General features: G+C 72.0%; 20 protein-coding genes. 11 read left to right on the forward strand and 9 right to left on the reverse strand.

Annotated features, from left to right (window positions below; genetic code table 11):
• Positions 1-69: 69 nt before the first annotated feature.
• Positions 70-411: a helix-turn-helix transcriptional regulator gene (locus ACFVGW_RS09865; RefSeq protein ID WP_352190084.1), complete on the forward strand. Its 342-nt coding sequence runs from the start codon at positions 70-72 to the stop codon at positions 409-411.
• Positions 408-1,118: a permease prefix domain 1-containing protein gene (locus ACFVGW_RS09870; RefSeq protein ID WP_385851548.1), complete on the forward strand. Its 711-nt coding sequence runs from the start codon at positions 408-410 to the stop codon at positions 1,116-1,118. The genes ACFVGW_RS09865 and ACFVGW_RS09870 overlap by 4 nt, the downstream gene beginning before the upstream one ends.
• A gap of 26 nt (positions 1,119-1,144) precedes the next feature.
• Here ACFVGW_RS09870 and ACFVGW_RS09875 read toward each other — a convergent pair whose 3' ends face one another.
• Together ACFVGW_RS09875 and helR are read right to left on the reverse strand one after the other, a co-directional pair.
• A complete protein-coding gene (locus ACFVGW_RS09875; RefSeq protein WP_385851549.1) occupies positions 1,145-2,518 on the reverse strand; it encodes a cytochrome P450 in 1,374 nt (457 codons plus the stop codon).
• 151 nt (positions 2,519-2,669) lie between these two features.
• Positions 2,670-4,835: an RNA polymerase recycling motor ATPase HelR gene (helR, locus tag ACFVGW_RS09880; RefSeq protein ID WP_385851715.1), complete on the reverse strand. Its 2,166-nt coding sequence runs from the start codon at positions 4,833-4,835 to the stop codon at positions 2,670-2,672.
• A 260-nt stretch (positions 4,836-5,095) separates the two neighbouring features.
• Between helR and ACFVGW_RS09885 the strand changes: the two genes are divergently transcribed.
• From ACFVGW_RS09885 to ACFVGW_RS09895, 3 genes are all read left to right on the forward strand, one after another.
• Complete coding sequence (locus ACFVGW_RS09885; RefSeq protein WP_385851550.1) at positions 5,096-5,530, forward strand: DUF5990 family protein; 435 nt, start codon at positions 5,096-5,098, stop codon at positions 5,528-5,530.
• A gap of 83 nt (positions 5,531-5,613) precedes the next feature.
• On the forward strand, positions 5,614-6,060 hold the full coding sequence (locus tag ACFVGW_RS09890) for an SRPBCC family protein (protein ID WP_383224444.1): 447 nt from the start codon (positions 5,614-5,616) through the stop codon (positions 6,058-6,060).
• A 166-nt stretch (positions 6,061-6,226) separates the two neighbouring features.
• Positions 6,227-7,087: an endo alpha-1,4 polygalactosaminidase gene (locus ACFVGW_RS09895; protein ID WP_385851716.1), complete on the forward strand. Its 861-nt coding sequence runs from the start codon at positions 6,227-6,229 to the stop codon at positions 7,085-7,087.
• 102 nt (positions 7,088-7,189) lie between these two features.
• Here ACFVGW_RS09895 and ACFVGW_RS09900 read toward each other — a convergent pair whose 3' ends face one another.
• Positions 7,190-7,855 (reverse strand): HAD family acid phosphatase, encoded by a 666-nt coding sequence (locus ACFVGW_RS09900; protein ID WP_385851551.1) that lies wholly within the window; start codon positions 7,853-7,855, stop codon positions 7,190-7,192.
• 141 nt (positions 7,856-7,996) lie between these two features.
• Positions 7,997-9,016 (reverse strand): AraC family transcriptional regulator, encoded by a 1,020-nt coding sequence (locus tag ACFVGW_RS09905; protein ID WP_385851552.1) that lies wholly within the window; start codon positions 9,014-9,016, stop codon positions 7,997-7,999.
• 100 nt (positions 9,017-9,116) lie between these two features.
• Here ACFVGW_RS09905 and ACFVGW_RS09910 point away from each other — a divergent pair, with 100 nt between their 5' ends.
• Positions 9,117-10,046, forward strand: a complete 930-nt coding sequence (locus ACFVGW_RS09910) for an MBL fold metallo-hydrolase (RefSeq protein WP_385851553.1) — start codon at positions 9,117-9,119, stop codon at positions 10,044-10,046.
• 133 nt (positions 10,047-10,179) lie between these two features.
• Here the strand turns inward: ACFVGW_RS09910 and ACFVGW_RS09915 are convergent, their stop codons facing one another.
• On the reverse strand, positions 10,180-13,239 hold the full coding sequence (locus tag ACFVGW_RS09915; RefSeq protein ID WP_385851554.1) for a glycoside hydrolase family 3 N-terminal domain-containing protein: 3,060 nt from the start codon (positions 13,237-13,239) through the stop codon (positions 10,180-10,182).
• A 181-nt stretch (positions 13,240-13,420) separates the two neighbouring features.
• Positions 13,421-14,404, reverse strand: a complete 984-nt coding sequence (locus ACFVGW_RS09920; RefSeq protein ID WP_385851555.1) for a LacI family DNA-binding transcriptional regulator — start codon at positions 14,402-14,404, stop codon at positions 13,421-13,423.
• 382 nt (positions 14,405-14,786) lie between these two features.
• Between ACFVGW_RS09920 and ACFVGW_RS09925 the strand changes: the two genes are divergently transcribed.
• Positions 14,787-16,631, forward strand: a complete 1,845-nt coding sequence (locus ACFVGW_RS09925; RefSeq protein ID WP_385851556.1) for a ricin-type beta-trefoil lectin domain protein — start codon at positions 14,787-14,789, stop codon at positions 16,629-16,631.
• Positions 16,632-16,703: 72 nt separating this feature from the next.
• Positions 16,704-18,203, forward strand: a complete 1,500-nt coding sequence (locus ACFVGW_RS09930; protein ID WP_385851557.1) for a hypothetical protein — start codon at positions 16,704-16,706, stop codon at positions 18,201-18,203.
• Here ACFVGW_RS09930 and ACFVGW_RS09935 read toward each other — a convergent pair.
• Positions 18,196-18,849, reverse strand: coding sequence for a Tat pathway signal sequence domain protein (locus ACFVGW_RS09935; RefSeq protein ID WP_385851558.1), 654 nt, complete (start codon positions 18,847-18,849; stop codon positions 18,196-18,198). The genes ACFVGW_RS09930 and ACFVGW_RS09935 overlap by 8 nt on opposite strands.
• Positions 18,850-19,239: 390 nt before the next feature.
• Between ACFVGW_RS09935 and ACFVGW_RS09940 the strand changes: the two genes are divergently transcribed.
• The 3 genes from ACFVGW_RS09940 (at position 19,240) to ACFVGW_RS09950 (ending at position 21,426) form a co-directional block, all read left to right on the forward strand.
• Positions 19,240-19,998 (forward strand): TetR/AcrR family transcriptional regulator, encoded by a 759-nt coding sequence (locus tag ACFVGW_RS09940; protein WP_385851559.1) that lies wholly within the window; start codon positions 19,240-19,242, stop codon positions 19,996-19,998.
• 214 nt (positions 19,999-20,212) lie between these two features.
• Entirely contained in the window at positions 20,213-20,878 is a 666-nt protein-coding gene (locus tag ACFVGW_RS09945) for a DUF6230 family protein (RefSeq protein ID WP_383224684.1), read from the forward strand.
• Between the two features lie 209 nt (positions 20,879-21,087).
• Complete coding sequence (locus ACFVGW_RS09950; RefSeq protein WP_383224465.1) at positions 21,088-21,426, forward strand: DUF6114 domain-containing protein; 339 nt, start codon at positions 21,088-21,090, stop codon at positions 21,424-21,426.
• Positions 21,427-21,502: 76 nt separating this feature from the next.
• Here the strand turns inward: ACFVGW_RS09950 and argG are convergent, their stop codons facing one another.
• Both argG and ACFVGW_RS09960 read right to left on the reverse strand, forming a co-directional pair.
• Positions 21,503-22,948 carry an argininosuccinate synthase gene (argG, locus tag ACFVGW_RS09955; protein WP_383224466.1) on the reverse strand — a complete coding sequence of 482 codons (1,446 nt, stop codon included), beginning with the start codon at positions 22,946-22,948 and terminating at the stop codon, positions 21,503-21,505.
• Between the two features lie 37 nt (positions 22,949-22,985).
• The gene (locus ACFVGW_RS09960; RefSeq protein ID WP_385851560.1) at positions 22,986-23,624 is read right to left on the reverse strand and encodes a phosphatase PAP2 family protein; all 639 of its coding nucleotides are present in this window, start codon (positions 23,622-23,624) and stop codon (positions 22,986-22,988) included.
• Positions 23,625-23,633 lie beyond the last annotated feature (9 nt).

Genomic DNA, 23,633 nt, shown 5'->3' on the forward strand with positions numbered 1-23,633 from the left:
GCCGATGAGCTATATGTTGGCTGCCAATAGATAGCATGCCTACGGCTTCATTGAGTAGGCTGCCTACCTATGAGGGCGGATGCGGTGCGAGGGCACCTCGACGGACTGCTGCTGGCCGTGCTGGAGCCGGGGCCGCTGCACGGGTACGCGATCATCACGGCGGTCCAGCAGCGCAGCGGAGGCGTGCTCGATCTGCGCACGGGCACGATCTACCCGGCGCTCAACCGGCTGGAGCGCGTCGGGCTGCTGAGCAGCAGCTGGGACGCGGTCGGCGAACGGCGCCGACGCTGCTACGAACTCACCGACGCCGGGCGCGGAGCGCTCGCGGGGGAGCGGGCGGCCTGGCGCGAGTTCACGGCGGCGATCGGCTCGGTCCTCAATCCCGCCGCCCCGCCCAGGCCCGCGACATGAGGGCGCGCAGGGATGCGGCGAACACCGCGGACCCGAAGGCCTCCCGGGACCCGAGGGACCCGAAGGCCTCCCGGGATCCGATCGACGCGTACGCCGCGGAGCTGCGGAGCGCCCTGCACGGTCCGCGCCGCATCACGGCGCGTCTCGTCGATGAGGTGCGCGACGGGCTGACCGACGCCACGGAGGCGTACACCCGTGAGGGCACGCCCTACGCGGAAGCGGTCCGCGAGGCGGTACGGGAGTTCGGAACGCCCGCCGAACTCGCACCCTCCTGCCAGCGCGAACTGACGATCGCCCAGGCCCGCCACACCGCCCGCTCCGTCGTCCTCGTGGCCCCGCTGCTCCTCGCCTGCTGGTACACCCTCGTCACCACAGGGACCGGTCAGGACGCTCTGCTGCCCCGCACGGCTCAGCTGCTGGCCGTCGTCGCGGGCGCCGCCGCCCTGCTCGCCGCGAGCGCGCTGGCGGCCACGGGTACGCTCGCCCGCCGACTGCCCACCCCGAAGCGACTCCCGCTCCTGGTCGCCTGGACCGGCACGACGGCCACGGTGTCCATGGCCCTTGCCGCCCTCTCACTCGCCGTCGCGTCCTTCATGACCGCTCAATGGCCCCTGATCGCCCTGGCGTGCACCCTCGCCGCGGCCTCCCACGCCCTGACGGCCTCCTCGGCCCGCGCCTGCCGCCGCTGCGCCCGGCTGCCCGCCTGACCGCCGGGCCCCGGTGTCCGACCGCCTCAGACTCCGGCGGACAGGGCGTCACTCACCCGCACCTCCAGCGGTGCGCGGAACGAGAGCAGGTCCAGGACGGGCGGAGGCGGCGCACCGGGGGTGAGCCGGAGACCGGGGAGACGGCCGGCCGCCGCCTTGAGGGCCACCGCCGCTTCCGTACGCGCGAGGGACGCGCCCGGGCAGCGGTGACGGCCCGCCCCGAACGACAGATGGTGGCGGACGTTGGCCCGCGAGGGGAGCAGCCGGTCCGGGGCGTCGAAGACCTCCGTGTCGGAGCCGCTGCCCATGAGCATCAGCAGCAACTCGGCGCCGGCGTCGAGCCGTACGCCGCCCAGCTCCACCGGAGCCGCCGTCAGCCGGCGCCACGTCGTCACGGGCGGCTCGCGGCGCAGCACCTCCTCGACCCACGCCTCGGCCAGCCCCTCCTCGTGTGCCACACGCCGCCACAGGCCGGGTTCGGCGAGCGCGCTGCGCAGGACCGTCGCGATGAGCTGGCCGGTGGTGGACTGACCGGCGATGAAGACGAAGAAGCACGCGCCGACCGCCGTGTGCACGTCCACCGCCTCGCCGTCGGGCAGACGGTGACGGGCGAGCGCCCCGACGAAGCTGTCCGGCGCTGCCTTCCGGTCGACGACGACCGACGTCAGCCACTGGTGGAACTCGCCCACGAGCGCGGCGAGTTCGACCTGCCGCTCCGGAGTCGGCCGACCGTAGAAGAGCTCCAGCGAGGCGTCGCTCCAGCGCACCAGGGTCACGGGGTCCAGATCGTCGATCCCCAGGAGCTCCATCATGACCCGGCAGGGCAGGGTGTGCGCGAACGTGCCGAAGAGGTCGCCGGAACCTTGCGCGTCGAGCTCCGCCCGTACGCTGTCGAGCAGTTCGCCGGCCACCCGCTCGATCACCGGCACCGCCGCGGCGACCCGCTGGGCGTTGAAGAACCTCGTCACCACACGGCGCAGTCCGGCGTGGCTTTCGGTCGCGTTGTTGGCCAGGGCGGGCCGCAGCCGGAACCCCGCGCGGGCGAGCAGCCGCAGCGCCGGAACGGTCAGCGGAGTGACCGCGTGCTGGGCGTTGTCCGGCCGGAACGCCTCCGGATCGAGCAGCACCCGGCGGATGTCCTCGTACCGGCTGACCAGCCACAGCCCGGTGGCGGCATCGTGATGGACCGGGGCCCCGGTCCGCAGCGCGTCCAGCCAGGGGTGGGGATCGGCGACGAACTCCTCGCCGAACAGGTCGAGCAGCTCGATCCGGTCGACGGGACCGACCCGGTCGCGCGGCGTACTCGGCGCGGGCGCGGAGCCGGTCCCGCCACCGTACGGGCAGGGGCTGGCCGGACCCGTCGGAGATGCGGGCCGGGGCCCGCCGAGGGCGGAAGTCACGCTCGCGGACGCTAGCACGCCGCCGCACGCCTACCGGTCGGTCTGTGCGAGGGATCACGCGAGGATCCGCGCAGGCCAGAGGCAGTGCCACCACGGAGGGGCGCCGGCCCCGCACACCACGGGACCGGCGCCCTCGTCCGTCACCCCCGGGTCAGGAGCCCGTCAGGACGACCAGCCGCTGCGTCGCCCGGGTCATCGCGACATAGCGGTCGACCGCTCCCTCGATGCCCGTGCCGAACGCCTCCGGGTCGACGAGGACGACCAGGTCGAACTCGAGACCCTTCGACAGCCCGGGCGTCAGCGAACGGACGCGGGACGTCTCCCGGAACGCGGGGTCGCCGATGACGCAGGCGGTCCCTTCGGCATGCCCGGCCAGCCACTCGTCGAGGATCGCGTCGCGCTCGGCGACCGATCCGTGGACGACGGGCACGCCGCTGCTGCGGACGGAGGCCGGCACGTTGGCGTCCGGAAGCGCGGCCCGGATCGCCGGCTCGGCCTCCGCCATGACCTCCTCGGGCGTGCGGTAGTTGATGCCGAGGGAGGCCACCTCGATCCGGTCGAACCCGACCCGCTCCAGCCGCTCCTCCCACGACTCCGTGAACCCGTGCCGGGCCTGCGCACGGTCGCCGACGATGGTGAAGCTCCGGGACGGGCAGCGCAGGAGCAGCATCTGCCACTCCGCGTCGGTCAGTTCCTGCGCCTCGTCCACGACGATGTGCGCGAACGGACCCGCGAGGAGGTCCCGGTCGGTGCCGGGCAGGGCGGTCTCGTCGATCAGGCTGTCCTGGAGGTCCTTCCCGCGCAGCATCCGCACGGCGCCCTCGCTCTCGTCGCCGGCCTGGTCGATGTCGGCGGTCGTGATGATCTCGTCGATCACCCGGGCCATCCGCTCGCGCTCGGCGGAGACGGCGGCCCGGTGCTGCCGCTTGCGGCGTGCCGCCTCCGGGTCCCCGAGGCGCTGCCGCGCCGCGTCCAGCAGCGGCAGGTCGGACACCGTCCAGGCCTGGGCGTCCGCGCGCCGCAGTTTCCGCACGTCGTCCGGACCGAGCCACGGGGCGCACATGCGCAGGTAGGCGGGGACCGACCAGAGATCCCCGACGAGGTCGGCCGGTTCGAGAAGCGGCCACGCGCCATGGAGCGTGTCGGCCAGTTCCCGGTCGTTGCGCAGCGACCTCTGGAACACCTCGGGCTCGACGTCCCCGTCGAACTTGCCCAGCAGGATCGTGGTCAGCTCCTCCCAGATCAGGTCGCGTGCCTCGTTGTGCGGGGTGCCCGGCTCCGGCGCCGCGAACGCCTCGGCCCAGTCCTCGGCGCTCAGCCAGAAGTCGGCCCAGTCGGTCGTGACGTTCATGCCCTCCGCGGGCGGCTCCTCGTAGAACGCGACGGCCTTCTCGATCGCCCGCACCATGTCCGCGGACGACTTCAGGCGGGCCGCCTCCGGGTCGGCCTCGGCCGGCGCCCCGGCGCCCTCCGCGACGAGGTCCCGCACGGTGCAGGTCTGCACACCCTCCTCGCCGAGACTGGGGAGCACGTCCTCCACGTAGGCGAGGTAGGGCTGGTGGGGCCCGACGAACAGCACGCCGCCGCGGCGATGACCGAGACGCGGGTCGGAGTAGAGGAGGTGCGCGGTGCGGTGGAGGGCGACGACCGTCTTGCCCGTACCGGGGCCGCCGTCGACGACGAGCGCGCCGCGCGACCCCGCCCGGATGATGGCGTCCTGGTCCGCCTGGATGGTGGCGAGCACGTCGCGCATCCGGGGCGACCGCGTGGCGCCCAGGCTGGCGATGAAGGCGGACTGGTCGTCGAGCGCGGCGTGCCCTTCGAGTCCGTCGGCCGTGAACACCTCGTCCCAGTAGTCGCTGATCCGGCCGCGGGTCCAGCGGTACCTGCGGCGGCTCGTCAGGCCCATCGGGTCGGCGTGCGTGGCCGCGAAGAACGGCGCGGCCGCGGGGGAGCGCCAGTCGAGCAGCAGCCGGCGCCCCTCGCTGTCGGTGAGGCCGAGCCGTCCGATGTACACGGGCTCCGGGTCGTCGGCGGCGACGACGTGCCCGAGGCACAGGTCGAGGCCGAAGCGGCGCAGGGTGCGCAGGCGGTTGCTCAGCCGGTGGATCTCCGCGTCCCGGTCCATCGCCTCGCGGCCGACGCCGCCGGGCGCCTTCCGTGTGGCGTCGAGGCGCTCGGACAGTTCGGCGATCGTCTGCTCCAGGCTCTCCGCGATCGCCACGAAGTGCTGCTCGTCGCGGCCGATCAGCGCCGGGACGGCCTTGGCGGAGAGGTGGCCGGGAAGGTCGAACGCACTGGTGGTCAGGGCGGTCACACGCACTGGGTGAATCTCCTATGTCCGCAGGTCGCTGGCTTAGATGGGCGATTGTGCGGCACCACCGGGGCCTTGCCGCAAGCCCCCCTGTGCGCTATAAGTTGAGAGTGGCGAGGAGTGGGTACACCTCCCCGCCCTCTCGCCCGCAGGGTCCGGGCAGCCTCACATCCCGCAGCACGCCGACAGCCGCGCCCTACGGTGTGCGCGGGAGGCCGAGAGCCGATGACGACACCACAGGGCGGCGACGAGGTGGACTCGGAGTGAGTGACAGGACGGCGCTCTCCCTGCGCATCGTCGGCAGCGACCTGCCCGGACGCAGCTGCGGCGACCACAGCAACGTGCATGTCGCGGTCCAGCGCGGGCGCGAGCCGGAGGGCGCGGTGCCGGCGGACGCCGCCGAAGCGGTGTGGGAGTTCACGGTCGAGACGCTGCTCGCGCCGGACGGGACGCGGGACTTCCGCGGGCCGTACGTCCAGGGCCGGCGCGGCGCCCGCTTCCTCTACCTCACGTGGGGCGAGGTGCCGCCGGGGGGAGCGTTCACGATGTTCCGCCGGGCCAAGCTCTTCCTCGACGACCTCCCCGCCCGGGCCATGGAGCGAGGCTCCGCCGAAGGACGGCTCGGTCTGACCGACGCCTGCGGCATGCCGCTCTGTGCCGCGGTGCGCCCGCCGCGCGTCCGGTGGACGCCCCGCTGACCGTCCGGCCCGGTCGGAGTGCGGTGCGTGACCCCCTCCCGTACGCTCGCCGGCAGACGGCGAACACACCAGGGAGTGGTCTCATGTCCGGACAGTTCGAGGCGACGACGGACGTGAACCGTCCCATCGACGAGGTCTTCGCGTTCCTCGCCGACGGCCGCAACGACCCGAAGTTCAGCCCCCGGGTGCAGAAGATCGAGCGCGTCCCCGACACACCGACGGCCGTGGGCACCGTCTTCCGCAGCACGGTGAAGGACGCCGGGATGAAGACGGCGCGCGAGTTCCGCATCACCGAGTTCGACGCACCGCACCGGATCCGCTGGGCCGAGATCTCGAAGAACACCGTCACGGCCGCCCAAGGCGGCTACGACCTCGAACCCCTCCCGAACGGCGGAACCAGGGTCAGGATCTTCAACGTCCTGGAGGGCCACGGCCTCGGCAAGCTCCTCGTCGGCCTCGCCCTCGGCGCCGCCCGCAAGGACGCCGACGCGTTCGGCCGCCGCATCAAGGCGGCGGCCGAGGCGTCGTGACCAGGTCCCGCGCGAGGCTCAGGGCCTGAACGTCCTCTGGCGTTGCCGGGACGTTCTCGTCGTGTCCGGCGGTCCGATGCAGGCCCGACGGGACCGCGCACGTACCGTGGGGATCGTGGGCGGCCGTGCGCCGACCCGAGGAATCGACGACCAGGAGCCCCGCACCGTGATCGCCCGCGCCCCCCGCCCCCTCCGCAGCGCGCTGTCGGCCCTGACCCTGGCCGGCGTGCTCGCCGCCACGGCGGTCGGATGCGCGTCGTCCGGTGACGGAGGTGACGGCGACTCCGCCCCGCCCTCATCGCCCCGCGCGGTCGTCCCGCCCGAACCCCACGTGGGGTTCGACTACCAGATCGGCGGACCCTACCCACCGCCCCCCGGAGTCGGCGCGGTCTCCCGTGACCGCACGGCGAAGCCCGCCGTCGGGCTCTACAACATCTGCTACGTCAACGCTTTCCAAGCCCAGCCGGACGCCACCGAGTGGTGGGAGGAGCACCACCCCGACCTGCTCCTGCGGAGCGCCTCGGGTGACCTGGTCGTCGACCAGGACTGGGACGAGGTCCTCTTCGACATCTCCACCCCGGCCAAGCGCGAGCGGCTCGCCGCGATCGTCGGCGCATGGATCGACGGCTGCGCCACCGCCGGCTACCAGGCGGTCGAGGCGGACAACCTCGACTCGTACGAACGCTCCCAGGGCCGTCTCACACCCGAGCACGACCTCGCCTTCGCCCGGCTGCTCGTCGGCCGCGCCCATGCGGCCGGACTGGCGATCGGACAGAAGAACGCCGCCGAACTCGCGCCGCGGGGCCGTGACATCGGCTTCGACTTCGCGGTCGCCGAGGAGTGCGGCCAGTACGACGAATGCGCCCCCTACGCGACCGCCTTCGACAACCGCGTGCTGGTCATCGAGTACGAGCGCGAGGGCCTCTCCCGGGCATGCGCACGCTGGGGCGACACGCTCTCCATCGTGCTGCGCGACACCGACGTCCGCCCCGCGGGCGCCGACGGCCACGTCCGCGCGACCTGCTGACGAAGGCCCGACCGATGACGGCGCCACCGCACAGGCCCGTGAGGCTGCGCCCCCGGACCTCGGCACCCGTGCGACACGGGCCGGTCCGGGGGCGCGGGGGTGTCAGGAGAGCTTGCCGTCGTAGTCCGGCAGCTTGAACGTCCGCTCGGCGTGACCGCCCGCGAAGTCGGTCGGCCGGTTGCCGATGTTCGCGATGATCGTGTAGCCCCGCGCCTCGATCTCGGCGCGCTTGGCCGTCTTGTAGGTGCTGACCTCCTCGAAGAGGTCGGGCAGGCTGCGCACGTAGAGCCCGGACACGGGGTAGCCCACGGCCTTCAGGTTGTACTGGGTCAGCGCGTGGATGATGCCGGGGCGCGCGGTGACGAAGAAGACGGCCACGCCGCGGGAGTGCGCGTACTGCGCGAGGTCGCGGACGTCCTGCACGGCCGGCGTCGGCAGGTGCAGGAAGAAGTGGAAGTCCGTCTCGAGCGACGTGTTGTCGATGTCGAGGACGATCGCCTGCTTCTCACCGTCGGCGTTCGAGCTGCGCTGCTCGATGTACGGCCGGGCCTGGTCGACGACCGCCTTGACGTCGCGCCGCCAGGTGCCGTAGTCGACACCGGCGAGGTCGGCGACGCCGCCCGTGGACGCTGCGGTAACGGCGGCGGGAGCAACGGCGGGCACGGATGCCGCGGGCGCGGCCATGGCCGTGGCCGGGGAGGCGACCAGGATGCCGACGGCCGCGGCGGCGGACAGGGCCGTTCTGGCGCGGAGGGTGTGGCGATGCATGTGGGGGATCTCCTGTGGACGAAGGCGCGTCCGGTGGGACGCGCCTGGACGAACACGACGGTTTGGCATGTTCGCGACTAGGTTCACGCTTGCGCGACGCCATGTCTACCGGCCGGTAGGAAATTCCTCGTTCACACGCGGTTAACGCACAACTCCTGTCCCGCGCACGGGATCTGCACCACCTTCGTCCTCGCTGCCCGCCCCGGCATCCCCCGACCCCACGTGCCCCGACCCCTCGCCGCCGCCCACCGCCCGTGCCCGGTACCGCCCCGGGGTCGTACCGAACTCGCGGCTGAAGGCATGCGAGAGCGCGTACGGGGTTCCGTAGCCGACCCGACGGGCGATCGCAGCCAGGGAGTCCCCCGTGTCGCGCAACGCGGCGGCCGCCAGGGTCAGTCGCCACCAGGTGAGGTACGCCATCGGAGGCCGTCCCACCAGGGACGTGAAGCGCCGCGCCAGCGTGGGGCGCGAGACGCCGGCCTCCGTGGCCAGCCGCTCGTTGGTCCACGCGGCGGCCGGGTCGGCGTGCAGCGCACGCAGCGCGGAAGCCGTCACGGTGTCCCCCAGGGCCGCCGGCCACGCGCCGCCGTCGCCCCGGTCCACCCAGGCCCGGATCATGTAGACGAGCAGGAGGTCGACCAGGCTCGGGACGGCGACCCCGGACCCGGGCCGCCCCGCGGTCAGCTCGCCGCCCAGCAGACCGATGGCGGCCCGCAGTTCGGGATGGTCGCCCACCCGGTTCGGCAGATGCACCACAGTGGGCAGCTCCGCCAGGAGCGGGTGGACCCGGCTGTGGTCGAGGCGGTACTTGCCGCACAGCAGCTCCACTCCGCCCGGCACGGACCGGGGCAGCCGGCTCGGCCCCGGCGGGCCACCCGTCCAGAGCTCGAACGGCATGGCCCGTGCGACGGTCGCCGCGTCGGCGGGGGAGTCGGCGATCACATGCCCCGTACCGTGGGGCAGCATGACGGCGTCCCCCACGCCCAGGGAGACCGCTGGACCGCCCTCGGGCAGCAGCCAGCAGCCGCCCTCCAGCACCACATGGAAGCCCGCGCCGTCGTACGGAGCCAACCGCGCGCACCAACTCCCGCTCAACCGCACCCGGTCGGACGCCGCCTGCCCCATGCGTACCGCCGCGATCGCGTCGCTCACCACATCCATGACGGTCACTATCCCTGGCATCACCCGTGAGACGCATGCGTATCCACGGGAGCAGTTCGGGCATTGAGAGCCTCGGCAAGGCGTCTTTAGGGTCGTGGACATGAACACCACGCAGAACCCGCAACGCATGATGCTGGGAGACGTCGAGGTCATCCGGGTCGTCGAATGGCGAGGGGCGTTCGCTCCGGCGCGAGGCCTCGTCCCCGATGCCGAGACCGAGGTGTGGCGCGACAACGCCGAGTGGCTCGCCCCGGACCACTGGGACCCGGACAGCGACAACGCCGTGATGGCGCTGCAGACCTGGGTCCTCCGCAGCGCCGGGCGGACCGTCCTGATCGACACCGGGGTCGGCAACGGGCGCGAGCGGCCCGGCTCGCCCCAGTTCCACCACTGGCAGGGCGACTTCCTCGGCGGCCTGGCGCGCGCCGGCATCCGGCCCGAGGACGTCGACGTCGTCGTCAACACCCACATCCACGCCGACCACGTCGGCTGGAACACGACCGACGCCGCGGGGGAGTGGGTCCCGACCTTCCCCCACGCGCGCTATCTCGTCCCGGCCGCCGACGACGTCCACTTCGGTCCGGACAACATCGCAGGAAGCGGGCGGCACCCCGACGACCGGCTGGTGTACGACGACAGCATCGCGCCCGTGCACCGCAGCGGCCAGGCCGTGCTGTGGGACGGCACCCACCGCATCGACGAACACCTGACCCTGGAATCCGCACCCGGCCACACGCCCGGCTCCGCCGTACTGCGCCTCGACTCCGGCGGCGACCGCGCGGTCTTCGTCGGCGACCTTCTGCACAGTCCGGTACAGATCCTCAGGCCGTCCTGCAACAGCTGCTTCTGCCTGGACCCGGCAGCAGCCGTCAAGAGCCGCCGCCGGGTCCTCGACCGAGCCGCCGCCGAAAGGGAACTGGTCGTCCCCGCCCACTTCAACGGCACGGGCATCGTGGAGGTCCGCCGCGAGACCGGCGACCTCTCCGTCGCCCCATGGCCGGCCGGCGACACCCCGCCCGTGCCCGCGTGACGATCCCGACGGACGAATCCCGACGGACGAATCCCGACGGACGACGGACGACGGACGACGGACGACGGAAGGGGGGTGGGGGCAGCCTGTGAAACGACTGCCCCCACCCCCCTTCCGTCCTTCCGCCCACGACTCAGGCGGCTGCCTTGTACGCGGCCCTCAGCTTCGCCACCGCACCCGTCAGATCACCCGTCAGAACCAGGTGGTCCGCCTCGGCGAAGGGCTTCGCCGTCGCCTCCGTGACGTTCTCCCCGATCCTCTGCTGGACGATCGACCGGGCCTTGCCGAGCAGCGCCCTGCCCTCCGCCGAGGTCCCGTGGCCCGTCGCCTGGAGCACCTTCGCGGCCACGCCGATGGCCCGGAGAGCCGAGTCCCCACCGGCCGGAGCGGCCGTGAGCGTGGTCAGCCCCCAGCCGTACGGGAACTGCGGATCGTACGCCGTGTCACCGACGTTGACCGGCAGCTGCGCCTCGGACTTCGGCCAGGTGACCGGGAGCTGCCCGGTGAACGGACGCACACCGTAGAGGACGTCCGCGACGCCGTCCCCCTCCGTCCCCGGCAGCCACGAGGCGACCAGCGCGTCGATCGCACCGAGCCGGTCACCGATGAGCTGCGGGCGGCCGGAGACCACCAGGACGGCGCACGTCATCGCGGCGCAGACCTTGTCGACGGCCGCCTTGTCGGCGGCGGTCAGTTCGAGGTCGTTGCCGTTGCCCACGTCGCCGAACCCCTCCGCGTACGGTGTCTCGCCGACGACAACCACGCCGACGTCGTAGCCGTCCACGGCGGCCGATGCGTCCTTGGAATACGCGATCTCCGCCTCGGGCGCAGCCTTCCGCATCCCTTCGAGAATCGTCGTGCCGGGAGTCGTCCTCCCCGACGAACCCTGCCAGCTGATCGTCCAGCCGCCCGCCTGGTTACCGATGTCATCGGCGTTGGAGCCCGCGACGTACACCCTCTGGGACTTCTTCAGCGGCAGCACCCCACCCGCGTTCTTCAGCAGCACCTGGGACTTGGCGACGGCCTCGCGCGCCACCGCACGGTGTCCGGCGGAACCGATCTCGTCGAGATGAGAGGTGTCCGCGTAGGGCTGCTCGAAGAGGCCCAGCCTGAACTTCTGCGTCAGGATCCGTGCCACCGCGTCGTCGATCCGCGTCTGTCCGATGCGACCGGCCGTCACCTCGTCCTCGAGGGTCCGCGTGAAGTCCTGGTAGTTCGTCGGCACCATGATCATGTCCAGCCCGGCGTTGACCGACGTCCGCACGTCGCTCGGATAGTCGCCCGGGATCTGGTCGATGGCCTGCCAGTCGCTGATCACGAACCCCTCGAAGCCCATGCGCTCCTTCAGGACACCGTTGATCATCTCCGCGTTGGCGTGCATCTTCACCGGCCCCTGGTCGTCGCCGAGGACGTCGAGCGAGGAGTACGACGGCATGACCGTGCCCGCCCCGCGCCTCACCGCCTCGGCGAACGGCGCGAGATGCACCGCCTCCAGCTCCTCCCGGGTGACCTTCGTGACGCCCTGGTCGATCGTGTACGAGCCGGTGGCCGAGGACCCGAACTCGGTCCCGCCGTCGCCCACGAAGTGCTTCGCGCTGGTCAGCACCTTGTCGTTCCGGTCCAGGTCCCGACCGTCCCGCGCGCCCTGCATCCCGTTGATCACGGTCTCCATGGCGGTCACCAGGGCGGGGTCCTCGCCGAAGGCTTCGTAGGAACGCCCCCAGCGCTCGTCGCGCGTGACGCACAGGCAGGGCGCGAAGTCCCACGGAATGCCCGTGGCCCGCACCTCCTTCGCCGTCACGGCGCCCGTCCGCTCGGCGACCTTCGGGTCACGCGACGCGCCGATGCCGATGTTGTGCGGCATGATCGTCGAACCGACGACGTTGTTGTGCCCGTGCACCGCGTCCACGCCGTAGATCAGCGGGATCTGGAAGCGGGTCGCCTGCGCACGCAGCTGGTAGGAGTCGATCATCTTCGCCCACGCCGCGGGGGTGTTGGGCGAGGGCACCGACCCACCGCCCGAGAGCAGCGAGCCGAGGTCGTAGGAGGCGATGTCGCCCGGCGACCGCAGCGCGTTCCGCTCGGCCTGCGTCATCTGGCCGGCCTTCTCCGCGAGCGACATCCGCCCCAGCAGATCGGCGACCCGCTTCTTCACCGGAAGCTTCGGATCCAGGTACGGCAGGCCATGGGCGTCCACGACGACGAGCGGGTTCTCGGTGGGAGCCTTCGCTCCGGTCACGCTCAGCGCGAGCGGGATCGTCTCGGCCGACTCGGCGGAGCGGTCCTTCTTCGTGGCCACGGCGATCGAGCGGGAAGAGCCGGAGGCCGTGCCGGCCGGGAAGGTGAGGGTGCCGGTGACCGGCGTGTAGTCGGCGCCGGGCTGCGCGCTGCCACCCTCGGTCGTGTACGTGACGGTGACCGGCTCGCCGAGCGGGGTGGAGCCCGTCGTGGCGACGGAGACCTTCACCTGGGCGGTGCCGCCCTCGCCCACCGGGTGGACGACGGACTCGGTGACGACCTTGGTGTTCAGCGCCGGTTCGGCCTTGCCGTAGAGCTCCACGCCGTCCAGGGCGAACGTGCCGGGGGAGCCGGGCGGCAGGGTGAGGGCGTAGCCCCACATCGCGTCGAGCCCGAGAACCTGGTCGATTCCGCCCACCGGCTGGTAGTCGGCGCGGTACTGGAAGTCGGAGAACGGGATCTCGACGAGGTGCCAGCCCTCCCAGTCGTCCGTGAACGAGGTGGTCCACAGCTCGGACGCCTCGCCGTTCGCCCCGCCGTCCTTGAGCTCGAAGTGGATGCGCTTGCCCGATCCGGGCGGCAGGGGAGCGGTGTTCTGGCCGTACCACCAGAAGCGGATGCCCTTGGAGGCGGTCCAGTCGTGGGCGGGTCTGTCGAAGGCGAAGTCGTGGGTGAAGCCGCCCCAGCCGCTGATGTCGTAGTCGCCTTCGAGGACCTTGGCGCCCTCCGGGGCGTCCGCCCGCTCGGCGATCCGCAGCTTCGGCTGGTCGTCGGCATCGCTGCCCCAGGTGAAGATGCCCTCGGCGGGCGGGTTGGCGAAGGGGATCTCCCCCTCGAACCGGTCGACGGCCACCGGCGCAGGCGGGGGCTCGTCGGCGGCGGCGCTCGGCAGGGCTCCGGTGAGCAGAGTGCCGAGCAGAGCGGTGACGGCGATCACCGCCGTGGTTCGTGGCATTGCGGCTCCTTGTACGGGACAGGGACGTGACGGAACGACCCGGGACAGGGACGTACCGGATCAGGGGCGTGTGAGGGCGTGCCGGCGCAGGCAGGGACCCGCGCGTCGAGGAGGAGCTACGGGGACGGTCGGAGCCGGGCCGGATGCGACCCGGCCGGACGCGGGGGACTGGCGGCCCGGCTCATCCGCGTGCGGGCGCGGAGCGCCGGACCACGAGTTCGGTGGGCAGGACGACCGGCTCGCGGGGGATCGGTTCGCCCGCGAGGCCGGCGAGAAGCATCGCGGCGGCCGTCTCGCCCATCCGGCGCATCGGCTGGCGGATCGTGGTCAGTGGCGGTTCGGTGTGCCGGGCCACGGGGATGTCGTCGAAGCCGACGACGGCGACGTCCTCGGGGACGCTTCGCCCGGCCTCCCGCAGAGCCCCCAGGACGCCCGCGGCGATGAGGTCGTTGTGCGCGAAGACGCAGTCGAAGTCCCAGCCTTCGGCCAGCGCCCGCCGGACCGCGCGGCGGCCGGTGTCCTCGGTGAACTCGCCCTCGACGACCAGCTCGGCGGGCAGGACGTCGCGGAACCCGTCGAGCCGGTCGCGTACGCATCCGAAGTCGCGTCGGCCCGTGACGACGAGCGGCCGGGTACGGCCCGAGGCGCGCAGATGGTGCGCGGCGGTCGTGCCTCCGTCCCGGTTCGTGGTGGCGACCGAGGGGAACGCGGGGTGGTGGCCGCGGTCGTCGATGAGCACGACGGGCAGGCCGCGCCGGTGCATCGCCGTGATCGTGTCGAGGGTCCCCTCCGGTTCGACGACGAGGAGCCCGTCGAACGCCCTGGCCGATACCTGTCCGGCGAAGTGGCTGACGGAGTCCGCGCCCCGGTTGCAGGTGAAGAGCAACAGGCCGTATCCGGCGGCTTCGACGGTGTCGACGACGCCCTGGAGCACCTCGCCCATCCACGGCCAGGTGAGCGAGGGCGTCAGCATGCCGATCGTGCGGCTGCTGCCGCGGGCCAGGCCGACGGCCCCCGAGCTGGGGACGTAGCCCAGCACATCGATCACTTCACGAACACGGGCGGCCGTGGCGGAGTCGACTTCGGCCCGGGTGTTCAGGACCCGGGAGACCGTCGTCTTGCTGACACCCGCCCGACGTGCGACATCGGCGATCGTGACACGCATCGGGGCCTCCGCGTAGAGCGACTGACATCGGTGTCGGAACCGCTTCCGGAACCGGTTCCGGCGCGGTGCGGCGAGTCAACCGCCACCTCCCCTTTGCCGTCAAGAGTTCACACCGTCAACGTCCCGAACTCCTCGCCGAACACCACAACTCCGGTCATGCGTTCAGGATTTGAATACGCGACACCTTGACGGCCGCCCCGATGCCCAGTTCACTCTCGACTCGATCCGGCGCGACACGATGTGACGCCGCGGCCGGGACGACGCGGGCCCGGCGCGCTCCGGCCCGACCCGCGACCGGACTCTCGGACCTCCCCCACACCCTGCCGAGAAGGGCACCGACATGCTCCGTCCGAACCACAGGCCACAGGCTCCCCGCCGACTGATGAGAACCCTCCTCGCCGGCGCCCTCGCCGTCTCCGGCCTCACCACCCTCGGCGGACTCTCCGCCGCCCCCGCGCGGGCCGCCGCCGAGCAGGTGAACATCTGGCTGACCACCACCGACGACGCCGGCGGCCGCCATGTCACCCGCGGACTGCAGCAGCAGACCCCGATCACCTTCCAGGCCGGAAACGGAGGGAGCGGCACCACCCTCACCGTCGACGAGAACACCCGCTACCAGACCTTCTCCGGGGGCGGTGCCTCCTTCACCGACACCGCCGCCTGGCTGATGGCGGGTTCCGGCGCGCTCTCCCAGGCCACCCGGGACGCGACGATGAAGAAGCTCTTCTCGCCGACCGAGGGCATCGGCCTCTCCTTCGTCCGCAATCCCATGGGCGGCTCCGACCTCGCCCGGTTCGGCTACACGTACGACGACCTGCCGCCCGGCCAGACCGACCCCACCCTCGCGCGCTTCTCCCTCGCCCACGACCTCCAGGACGTCCTGCCGCTCACCAGGCAGGCAAAGCAGCTCAACCCGGCGCTCACCCTCGTCGCCTCACCCTGGACCGCCCCCGCCTGGATGAAGGACAGCGGCCGGCTGAACGGCGGCTGGCTCAAGGCCGAGAACTACGGCACGTACGCCGACTACTTCGTGAAGTACCTCCAGGGCTGGCGTGACCAGGGTGTCCCCGTCGACTACGTCACCGCCCAGAACGAACCGACCTGCTGCTCCGGCTATCCCTCGATGAGCTGGAACGCCTCCGGCCTCGCGTACTTCACCAAGAGCGAGCTGCTGCCCAGGCTCCGGTCCGCAGGCCTGCCCACCAAGGTCCTCGCCCACGACTGGAACTGGGACACCTACGACGCCTACGCCGCCCAGACCGTCGACGACCCCGCCGTGCGCAGCCACCCGAACTTCGGCGGTGTCGCCTGGCACGGCTACGGCGGGAACGTCGCCAAGCAGACCGAGATCCACGACCGCCACCCGCAGCTGGACGCCTTCCAGACCGAGCACTCCGGCGGCACCTGGATCGCGAACCAGCAGCGCGAGGACATGACGAACATCATCGACTACACCCGCAACTGGGCGAAGTCGGTGACCAAGTGGTCCCTCGCGGTCGACCAGAACCGCGGCCCGCACAACGGCGGCTGCGGCACCTGCGACGGCCTGATCACCGTCCACGACGGCGACGCCCGGCACGGCCAGGTCGACTACACGATCGAGTACTACACCATGGGCCACCTCACGAAGTTCGTACGGCCCGGAGCCCAGCGGATCGCCTCCACCGGCAGCTCGACAGTCCCCAACGTCGCCTGGCGCAACACCGACGGCTCGAAGGCGCTCATCGCCTACAACGACTCCGCCGCAGCGCGGCCCGTCACCGTCAACTGGGGCGCGCAGCACTACACGTACACCCTCCCCGGCAAGACCTCCGTCACCTTCACCTGGGCGGGCACCCAGAGCGCCACCCAGGGCCTCGTCGGCCTCGGCGGCAAGTGCCTCGACGTCGCGGGCGGTGCCGACGCGGACGGTACGCCCGTCCAGCTCTGGGACTGCAACGGCACGGCGGCCCAGCACTGGACCGTGCACCCCGACGGCACGGTACGGGCACTGGGCAAGTGCCTGGACGTGACGGCGGGCTCGACGTCGGACGGAGCCAAGGTCCAGCTGTACACCTGCAACGGCACGGGCGCCCAGAACTGGCGCCATGAAGCCGCCTCCTCGGACCTGGTGAACGTGGCTGCCGGCAAGTGCCTGGACGCCTCGGACCAGTCCTCGGCGAACGGTACGCGAGCCCAGATCTGGGCCTGCACGGGAGCGGCCAACCAGAAGTGGCGCCTGACCTAGCGACCTGGCGACGTACGTCCAGGCCCCGGGGCCCTGCGGGCAACGCCCCGGGGCCCCCTAGGGTGAACACCCATGACCGACCCCGTACTGCAACTCCTGCGTACCCGCCCCGACCTGGCCGAACTCGCGGCCTACCCCTTCAACTTCGACATCGACCGGGCGTACCACGTGGAGGGGGTCCACCTGGCGTCAGGCGCGTCGCTGGAGGCCATCGCGGGAGACGACACCGGCGGCACGTACTTCCTCTGTGGCGGAACGGCCGTCCTCCACGCCTCCTCCGACGGGTACGCCTCGCTCCTCGCCGACTCCGTGAGCGAGGCGCTCGAGATCCTCGTCCGGCTGCCCTGGTGGTGCGAGGACGTCTCCGCCGACCTGGACGAGGAGGGCCTGATCGCCGCCGTACGGGAGGGGGACGCAGACACCTATGAAGAGACCGCCCACGAAATCGACGCGCAGAGAAGGACGTTGATCGCCGGTCTGGGACTTCCCGACCGGCCGCTCACCGAACTCCACGCCCTGTCCGAGGCGGCCACCAGGCGCACCGAGCCCGACCACGTCCTGCTCAACTCCGACGAGCTGTGCGCGTACCAGCTGGAGGAGTGCTACCGGCAGCCGCTGCGGGAGATCGTCCTTGCCCCGGGGCGGGCGGCGCTGGAGCGGCTGCGCTCGGACGACCCTGCCGTACGGGAGGAAGCGGCCGCCGATCCGGTGCTGCGCGCGGGGGTCCTGCGCGCGGCCCGCTCCGACCGCCACGACGGCGATCTGCCGCTCCTGCGTCTCCTCCTGGAGCACGAGAACGCCGAACGGACCGAGCGGACCGAGCGGTTCGAGCGGGCCGAGCGGTTCGAGGAGCGGTGGCTGGCCGCCATGCTGGTCGCCTCGTACGGGCGGGACGAGGACGTACCGCTGCTGCGCGCGGCGACGGCCGGCCGGATCACCAGCAGTGCGGAGGCCGTCGAGTGGGCCCGCGCCGAGGAGGCCCGGCGCCCGGAGGACGACTTCACGTGGATCGACCTCGCCCACCGGCAGGGACGGACCGAGAACGCGCGGGTCGCCCTCATCCGCATGCTGGACGACACCGGCCCGGACGCGGACCGGCTCCGCCGGCTGACCCGCGCACTGGAACGCCTCGGCGACCACGCCCAGGCGGCCCGCGGCCAGTTCAACCTCCTCTCCCTCCAGGACTCACCGCAGGACCGGGCTTCCGAGGCCTCCGTCCTCGCCCGCCTCGAACGCCGCAAGGGTGACCTCCCGGCCGCCGCCCGCGCTCTGGAGAAGGCACGGACGGCGCTGGACGCGTTCCCCGAGGCCCGTCGCCTCGGGCTCGGCCGGCTGGTCACGGAACAGCACCTCGAACTGGTCCTCGCCGCGGCGGAGGCGGGAGACACGGAACTCGCCCGCACGACGATGGGCCACGCCAGGCGCCTGCTCGCCACCATCGCCGAGGAGTCCGCGAAGGCGCTCAGCGCCCTGTCCACGCAGGCCAAATGGACCGTCGCCCGGCTTCCGTCCGGGAACGCGTCGAGCGCGCTCCCGGACGGACCTGGGGCGACGGGCGCAGGACTCAGTTGACGAAGACGGGGGCGCCGGCCTGGGTGCTGTCCTGGACCGGCCCGTACTTGGCGGTGAAGTAGCCGTTGGCCGGGCAGGTGCCGGGGCCGGTGGCCTTCGTGAACTGCTGGTTGGAGAAGGAGAGCGAGTTGTCGGTGTTCGACGGGGTCGCCGTCAGACTGGCCGCCCGGTAGACGCAGGTCGTCACACCGAGGATCGTGTTGATCTTCAGCGTGGTCTGGATGGGACCGGTGCTGCCGGCGGTCACGGTGAGCGTCCCGCCCGAGGTGACGGCCGTGGTGTAGGGCAGGTTGTTGACCGTGATGCTCTGTACGCCGGTCGCTCCCAGGATGTTGGTCGTACAGGTGTTCAGGGTGTGGGACGTCAGTGTCTCGGTCGCGGTGCCCGGCGCGGCGGGGTTGCTGGTGACGGTGGCGCCGAAGGCGGAGGAGTTGCAGGTGATGCCGGTGCTGCCGCCCGAGGTGGTGGCGATCTTGGCGGTGGTGCCGGAGGCGAGCGAGGCGGCGAGGACGTCGCCGACCGCCACCGACGGTCCGCTCGCACTGCCGGTCGTCAGCACCGCGCTAGCGGCGCCGGCGGGGTGGGTGACGGCCAGCACGGCGGCGAGAGCCGCTCCGGCGGAGGCTAAGAAGGCACGCTTGTTCATGGTGGGGGTCCTTTCGTACCAGGGTGGCGAGGGGACGGCGGTGGTGGAACTCGCCTCTGCCGGGGGATGTGGGGACATCGCCCGGTGCGGGCACGCGTGAGTGGCCGGCGGCAGCCGGTGGCGGGGGAAGGGTGCGGCTCGAAGGGGACAGGCAGAGCGAGGGGCATCTCCTGTCGGACCGATCCGGCGCCACGGATCGGCCCGACGATGTCGCGGGACGCGACGAGAGCGTGATACACGGTGCTGTGTGCGGTGCTGTCCGGTGTGCGGTGCCGGGCGGGTCCGCGTCCCCGGGGGACCGGGCCGCCGACCGCACAACGAGAGGAAAACCCATCAGGGTTGTAAACCTGTCGAGTATGTGACGTCAACAGCCCTGGGGGGATGTGGCCGGTGAAGGGTGCTCGTCCGACCGAGGAGTGGCAGGTCCTGCCCGGCGCGCGTACGGGCCGCGACCCGGAACGCTCCCTGCGCCCGGGCCCCCGGCGCCTGACACCGGAACAGGTGGCGTCGAGGCAGCGCGAGAGGTTGCTCGACGGGGTGGCCCGGATGGTCGCGGCGCACGGGTACGCCGGTGCCCGGATCAGCGACATCTGCCGGGCCGCCGGGGTGACCCGGCCCGTGTTCTACGCCCTGTTCACGGGCAAGGAGGACGCGGTCCTCGCCGCGTACCGGAGCGGTACCCAGATGGTCGTACGGGCCATGCAGCGGCCGTACGAGGAGGCGGGCGGCGCGGCCTCCTGGCCGGCGGCCGTGCGGGCCGGACTGCGGACGATGCTGGCGCTGCTGTCGCAGACCCCTGCGTTCGCCCGGATGGTCGTCGAGATCGAGTCGGCGGGGCCCGCCGGGCGCCGCGCGCGTGCCGAACTTCTGGCCAGTTTCCGCCGGTTCTTCGTCGACGCGCCGCCCGCGCCGCCGGGGGTGGAGCGGGCGGAGCTGGTGGACACCGTCGTCGGGGCCGTCCATGCGGCGGTGCACCGCGCGGTCGACCAGGACAGGACCGGACAGCTGCCCGGTCTGCTGGACACGCTGGTGCACGTCGTGGTCGCACCGTTCACGGGTACATGCCCCGCGAACGATGGGGACGACGGGACCGGCGGGTCCGGTGCCGTCGGCGATCCCGGTATGGCTGACGTGGGCACGTGCACGTGACATCCCGTACCGTGCGCCCCACCAACACCTTTCTACTGAACGGTAGTTGACTGGGCAGTAACGACGGGTTTACGGTCCAGGCGGTTCCCTGCCACGCGGCCGCCTCCGTGCACGAGACGTGAGGAAAACCCGGGCGGGTCGGGGGGCCGTCCGCGCCAGGACACCGCCGCCACCAGGTCTGTTTCCTCGTCATTGTCAGGAGCACCTCATGGCCATGTCCGAAGGCCCCGCCCTGCCCGAAGAGCCCACCCCCGCACGCTCCTTATCCCCGGCCGAGGCGGTACGGCGCCGCGGCCGCGTCCGTTTCCGGCGCTCCGCGCTCATGGCGGCCCCCGCCTGTGCGATCGCCGCGACCCTCGTCGTCCTGACGGCCCAGGGCGCCCTCGCCGCCCAGTTCGCCATTTCCGGCATGCCGTTCACGGTGAAGGCCGACACGCTCAAGGGCACCGGCTTCGGTCAGTTCGGGGCGTTGGACACCATGCCGGAAGGCAGCCCGAACGCCGGTGACACCGGCGGCCAGGTCCTGGTCATCGTCACCGCCATCCGCCAGGCCGAACTGACCAACCTCTGCCAGAGCGTGGAACTCGGCGGCACCCATCTGCGCATCACGGCGGGCAACCGGGGCACGCCGGTCAAGGCGACCGGTCTGACCACGGACTCCACCGAGATCTCCGGCAAGGTCGCCGCCTTCGACAACATCGAGATCGGCGGGGATGCCAGCACCTTCGACAAGCCGCCCGTCAAGGGTCCGCTCGGAGTCTTCGGGCAGCAGGCCGACACCGTCACCATCACCGACGTGCACCAGACCAACTACGCCACCACCGCCACCCGCTTCACGCTGCCCGACCTGCACATGAGCTTCGCGTCCGAGGGCTGCTGACGATGGCACCGGCGTCACCGGCCGACCCGGCGTCATCGTCGAACCCGGCCGCGCCGAACGGGGCGTCGTCGAACCCGGCGTCATCGTCGAGCCCGGAGGCACCGGCCAGACCGGCCCGGGCGGCCGCAGGCTCCTCGGGAGACGCCGGCCGTCACCCCTGGCGCACGTTCCGCCGATGGCGCCACCGCCGTCCCTTCGGCCCCGGGGTCATGATCGTGCTCGGGGGTGGCGAGATCCTCCTCACCCAGCAGGCGAGCATCTCCGTGATCCTCGCGGCCGGGGCCGACAGCCTCGTCGGCTACGTCCTGCCGGTCATCATGATCGTGTGCGGGGCGCTGATCGTGCTGAATCCGCGCCAGCGCCTCTTCTACTCGGTCGTCGCCGTCCTGGCCTCGCTCGCGACGTGGGTCACCTCGAACCTCGGGGGGTTCTTCATCGGGCTGCTCCTCGGTCTTGTCGGCAGCTCGCTCGCCTTCGGCTGGCTCCCCGACCAGCCCCCGCGCCGCCGTCTGCGCCTGCTCCTCACCCGTCGCCGCAAGCAGGCCTAGACGCGGCGAGGCCGCCCCGGCGCCGATGGGCGCCGGGACGGCCTCGTACAGTGCGACCGATCGCAGGACGGACCGGTCAGTCGGTGCCGGACTCCATCGCGGCCCGGTCCAGCAGCTCCTCGATGTCCGACACCTCGCCGCGCGAGGCGATGGCCTCGGCGCCGCCGTGCGGCATCGTGCCGATCAGACCGGTCGCGGCGGCCTGGGCCGCGCCGATGGCCGGGTTGGCGGTGCCGATCAGGCCGAGCCCGGCGTACTGCTCCAGCTTGGCGCGCGAGTCGGCGATGTCGAGGTTGCGCATCGTGAGCTGGCCGATCCGGTCCACCGGACCGAACGCGGAGTCCTCGGTGCGCTCCATGGACAGCTTGTCCGGGTGGTAGCTGAAGGCCGGGCCCGTGGTGTCGAGGATCGAGTAGTCCTCGCCGCGCCGCAGCCGCAGGGTGACCTCGCCGGTGACGGCCGCGCCGACCCACCGCTGCAGCGACTCGCGGATCATCAGCGCCTGCGGGTCGAGCCAGCGGCCCTCGTACATCAGCCGGCCGAGCCGCCTGCCCTCGTTGTGGTACTGCGCGAGGGTGTCCTCGTTGTGGATGGCGTTGACGAGGCGCTCGTACGCGGCGTGCAGCAGGGCCATGCCGGGCGCTTCGTAGATGCCGCGGCTCTTGGCCTCGATGATCCGGTTCTCGATCTGGTCGGACATGCCCATGCCGTGGCGGCCGCCGATGGCGTTGGCCTCCATGACCAGGCTGACGGGGGAGGAGAACTCCTTGCCGTTGATCGTCACCGGGCGGCCCTGGTCGAACCCGATCGTCACGTCCTCGGCGGCGATCTCGACCGACGGGTCCCAGAACCGGACGCCCATGATCGGCTCCACGGTCTCCACGCCGGTGTCGAGGTGCTCCAGGATCTTCGCCTCGTGGGTGGCGCCCCAGATGTTGGCGTCCGTCGAGTACGCCTTCTCGGTGCTGTCCCGGTAGGGCAGGCCGTGGGCGAGCAGCCACTCGGACATCTCCGTACGGCCGCCGAGCTCGGTCACGAAGTCCGCGTCGAGCCACGGCTTGTAGATCCGCAGGTGCGGGTTGGCGAGCAGCCCGTACCGGTAGAACCGCTCGATGTCGTTGCCCTTGAAGGTCGAGCCGTCGCCCCAGATCTGCACGTCGTCCTCGAGCATCGCCCGCACGAGGAGGGTGCCCGTGACGGCGCGGCCGAGGGGCGTGGTGTTGAAGTAGGCCCGTCCGCCGGAGCGGATGTGGAACGCTCCGCAGGTGAGCGCGGCCAGACCCTCCTCGACCAGCGCCGCACGGCAGTCGACCAGCCGTGCGATCTCGGCGCCGTAGGTCTTGGCGCGGCCGGGCACGGAGGCGATGTCGGGCTCGTCGTACTGGCCGATGTCGGCGGTGTACGTGCACGGGACGGCGCCCTTGTCACGCATCCACGCGACGGCGACCGACGTGTCGAGCCCGCCCGAGAAGGCGATTCCGACGCGCTCGCCGGAAGGAAGGGAGGTGAGGACCTTAGACATAGGAAGAGTATGCATAATCTCGCATGATCATGCAAAGTCACCTCCGAAACCTGAGAGTGTCGCGCTGGGAGAGGGCCAGGGTCAGGACGGTCGTGGCCGTCGTGGCTCCGAGCACGCCGCCCGCGAGGACATCGCCCGGATAGTGGACGCCCGTATGGACGCGGGAGTAGCCGACCGCGCAGGCGAGAGCCGTGAGAGGCAGGGCCGCCGGGGGCAGGACGTATCCGACGGCCGCTGCGAAGGCCACGGCCGAGGCCGTGTGCCCGGACGGAAAGGAGGCCGAGGTCGGCATGGGAACGTGCCGGTCGATGACGACCCGGGCCGCCTCTCGGTCGGGGCGGGACCGGCGGACGAGCCGCTTGCCGAGCAGGTTCGCCGTGGCCGAGGCCATGGCCACCGCTCCGACGCCGAGGACGGCGGCGCGCCGCGGCCGGCCGGGGACCAGGGCGAGCACGGCGGCGATACCGAAGGAGATCTTGGAATGGTCGGCCGCCGCCGACAGCCGCCGCAGGCGCGGGTCCAGGGTGGGCGTGGGTGTCGCGGCGACCGCGGCGTAGACGGCGCCGTCGATCGCCCGGAGATCGGCGATGACGGCGGTGACGCCGTCCGTGAGCCGCCGCCCTGCACGCCGGGCCTTCTCGGCTCGTGCCACTTCCTGGTCGTGTGCTTCCCTCATCACCCTCTG

This window comes from Streptomyces sp. NPDC127129, from assembly GCF_042671585.1.
In the GTDB taxonomy this organism is placed as follows: domain Bacteria; phylum Actinomycetota; class Actinomycetes; order Streptomycetales; family Streptomycetaceae; genus Streptomyces.

Excerpts from the sequence above, each read along its gene's own strand:
- ACFVGW_RS09905 (WP_385851552.1), bottom strand. The coding sequence starts at position 9,016 with ATGGATGTGGTGAGCGACGCGATCGCGGCGGTACGCATGGGGCAGGCG.
- argG (WP_383224466.1), bottom strand. The coding sequence starts at position 22,948 with ATGTCTAAGGTCCTCACCTCCCTTCCTTCCGGCGAGCGCGTCGGAATC.
- ACFVGW_RS09945 (WP_383224684.1), top strand. The coding sequence starts at position 20,213 with ATGTCCGAAGGCCCCGCCCTGCCCGAAGAGCCCACCCCCGCACGCTCC.
- ACFVGW_RS09950 (WP_383224465.1), top strand. The coding sequence starts at position 21,088 with ATGATCGTGCTCGGGGGTGGCGAGATCCTCCTCACCCAGCAGGCGAGC.
- ACFVGW_RS09960 (WP_385851560.1), bottom strand. The coding sequence starts at position 23,624 with ATGAGGGAAGCACACGACCAGGAAGTGGCACGAGCCGAGAAGGCCCGG.
- ACFVGW_RS09910 (WP_385851553.1), top strand. The coding sequence starts at position 9,117 with ATGAACACCACGCAGAACCCGCAACGCATGATGCTGGGAGACGTCGAG.
- ACFVGW_RS09935 (WP_385851558.1), bottom strand. The coding sequence starts at position 18,849 with ATGAACAAGCGTGCCTTCTTAGCCTCCGCCGGAGCGGCTCTCGCCGCC.
- ACFVGW_RS09890 (WP_383224444.1), top strand. The coding sequence starts at position 5,614 with ATGTCCGGACAGTTCGAGGCGACGACGGACGTGAACCGTCCCATCGAC.
- ACFVGW_RS09920 (WP_385851555.1), bottom strand. The coding sequence starts at position 14,404 with ATGCGTGTCACGATCGCCGATGTCGCACGTCGGGCGGGTGTCAGCAAG.
- ACFVGW_RS09900 (WP_385851551.1), bottom strand. The coding sequence starts at position 7,855 with ATGCATCGCCACACCCTCCGCGCCAGAACGGCCCTGTCCGCCGCCGCG.
- ACFVGW_RS09870 (WP_385851548.1), top strand. The coding sequence starts at position 408 with ATGAGGGCGCGCAGGGATGCGGCGAACACCGCGGACCCGAAGGCCTCC.
- ACFVGW_RS09930 (WP_385851557.1), top strand. The coding sequence starts at position 16,704 with ATGACCGACCCCGTACTGCAACTCCTGCGTACCCGCCCCGACCTGGCC.
- ACFVGW_RS09915 (WP_385851554.1), bottom strand. The coding sequence starts at position 13,239 with ATGCCACGAACCACGGCGGTGATCGCCGTCACCGCTCTGCTCGGCACT.
- ACFVGW_RS09925 (WP_385851556.1), top strand. The coding sequence starts at position 14,787 with ATGAGAACCCTCCTCGCCGGCGCCCTCGCCGTCTCCGGCCTCACCACC.
- ACFVGW_RS09865 (WP_352190084.1), top strand. The coding sequence starts at position 70 with ATGAGGGCGGATGCGGTGCGAGGGCACCTCGACGGACTGCTGCTGGCC.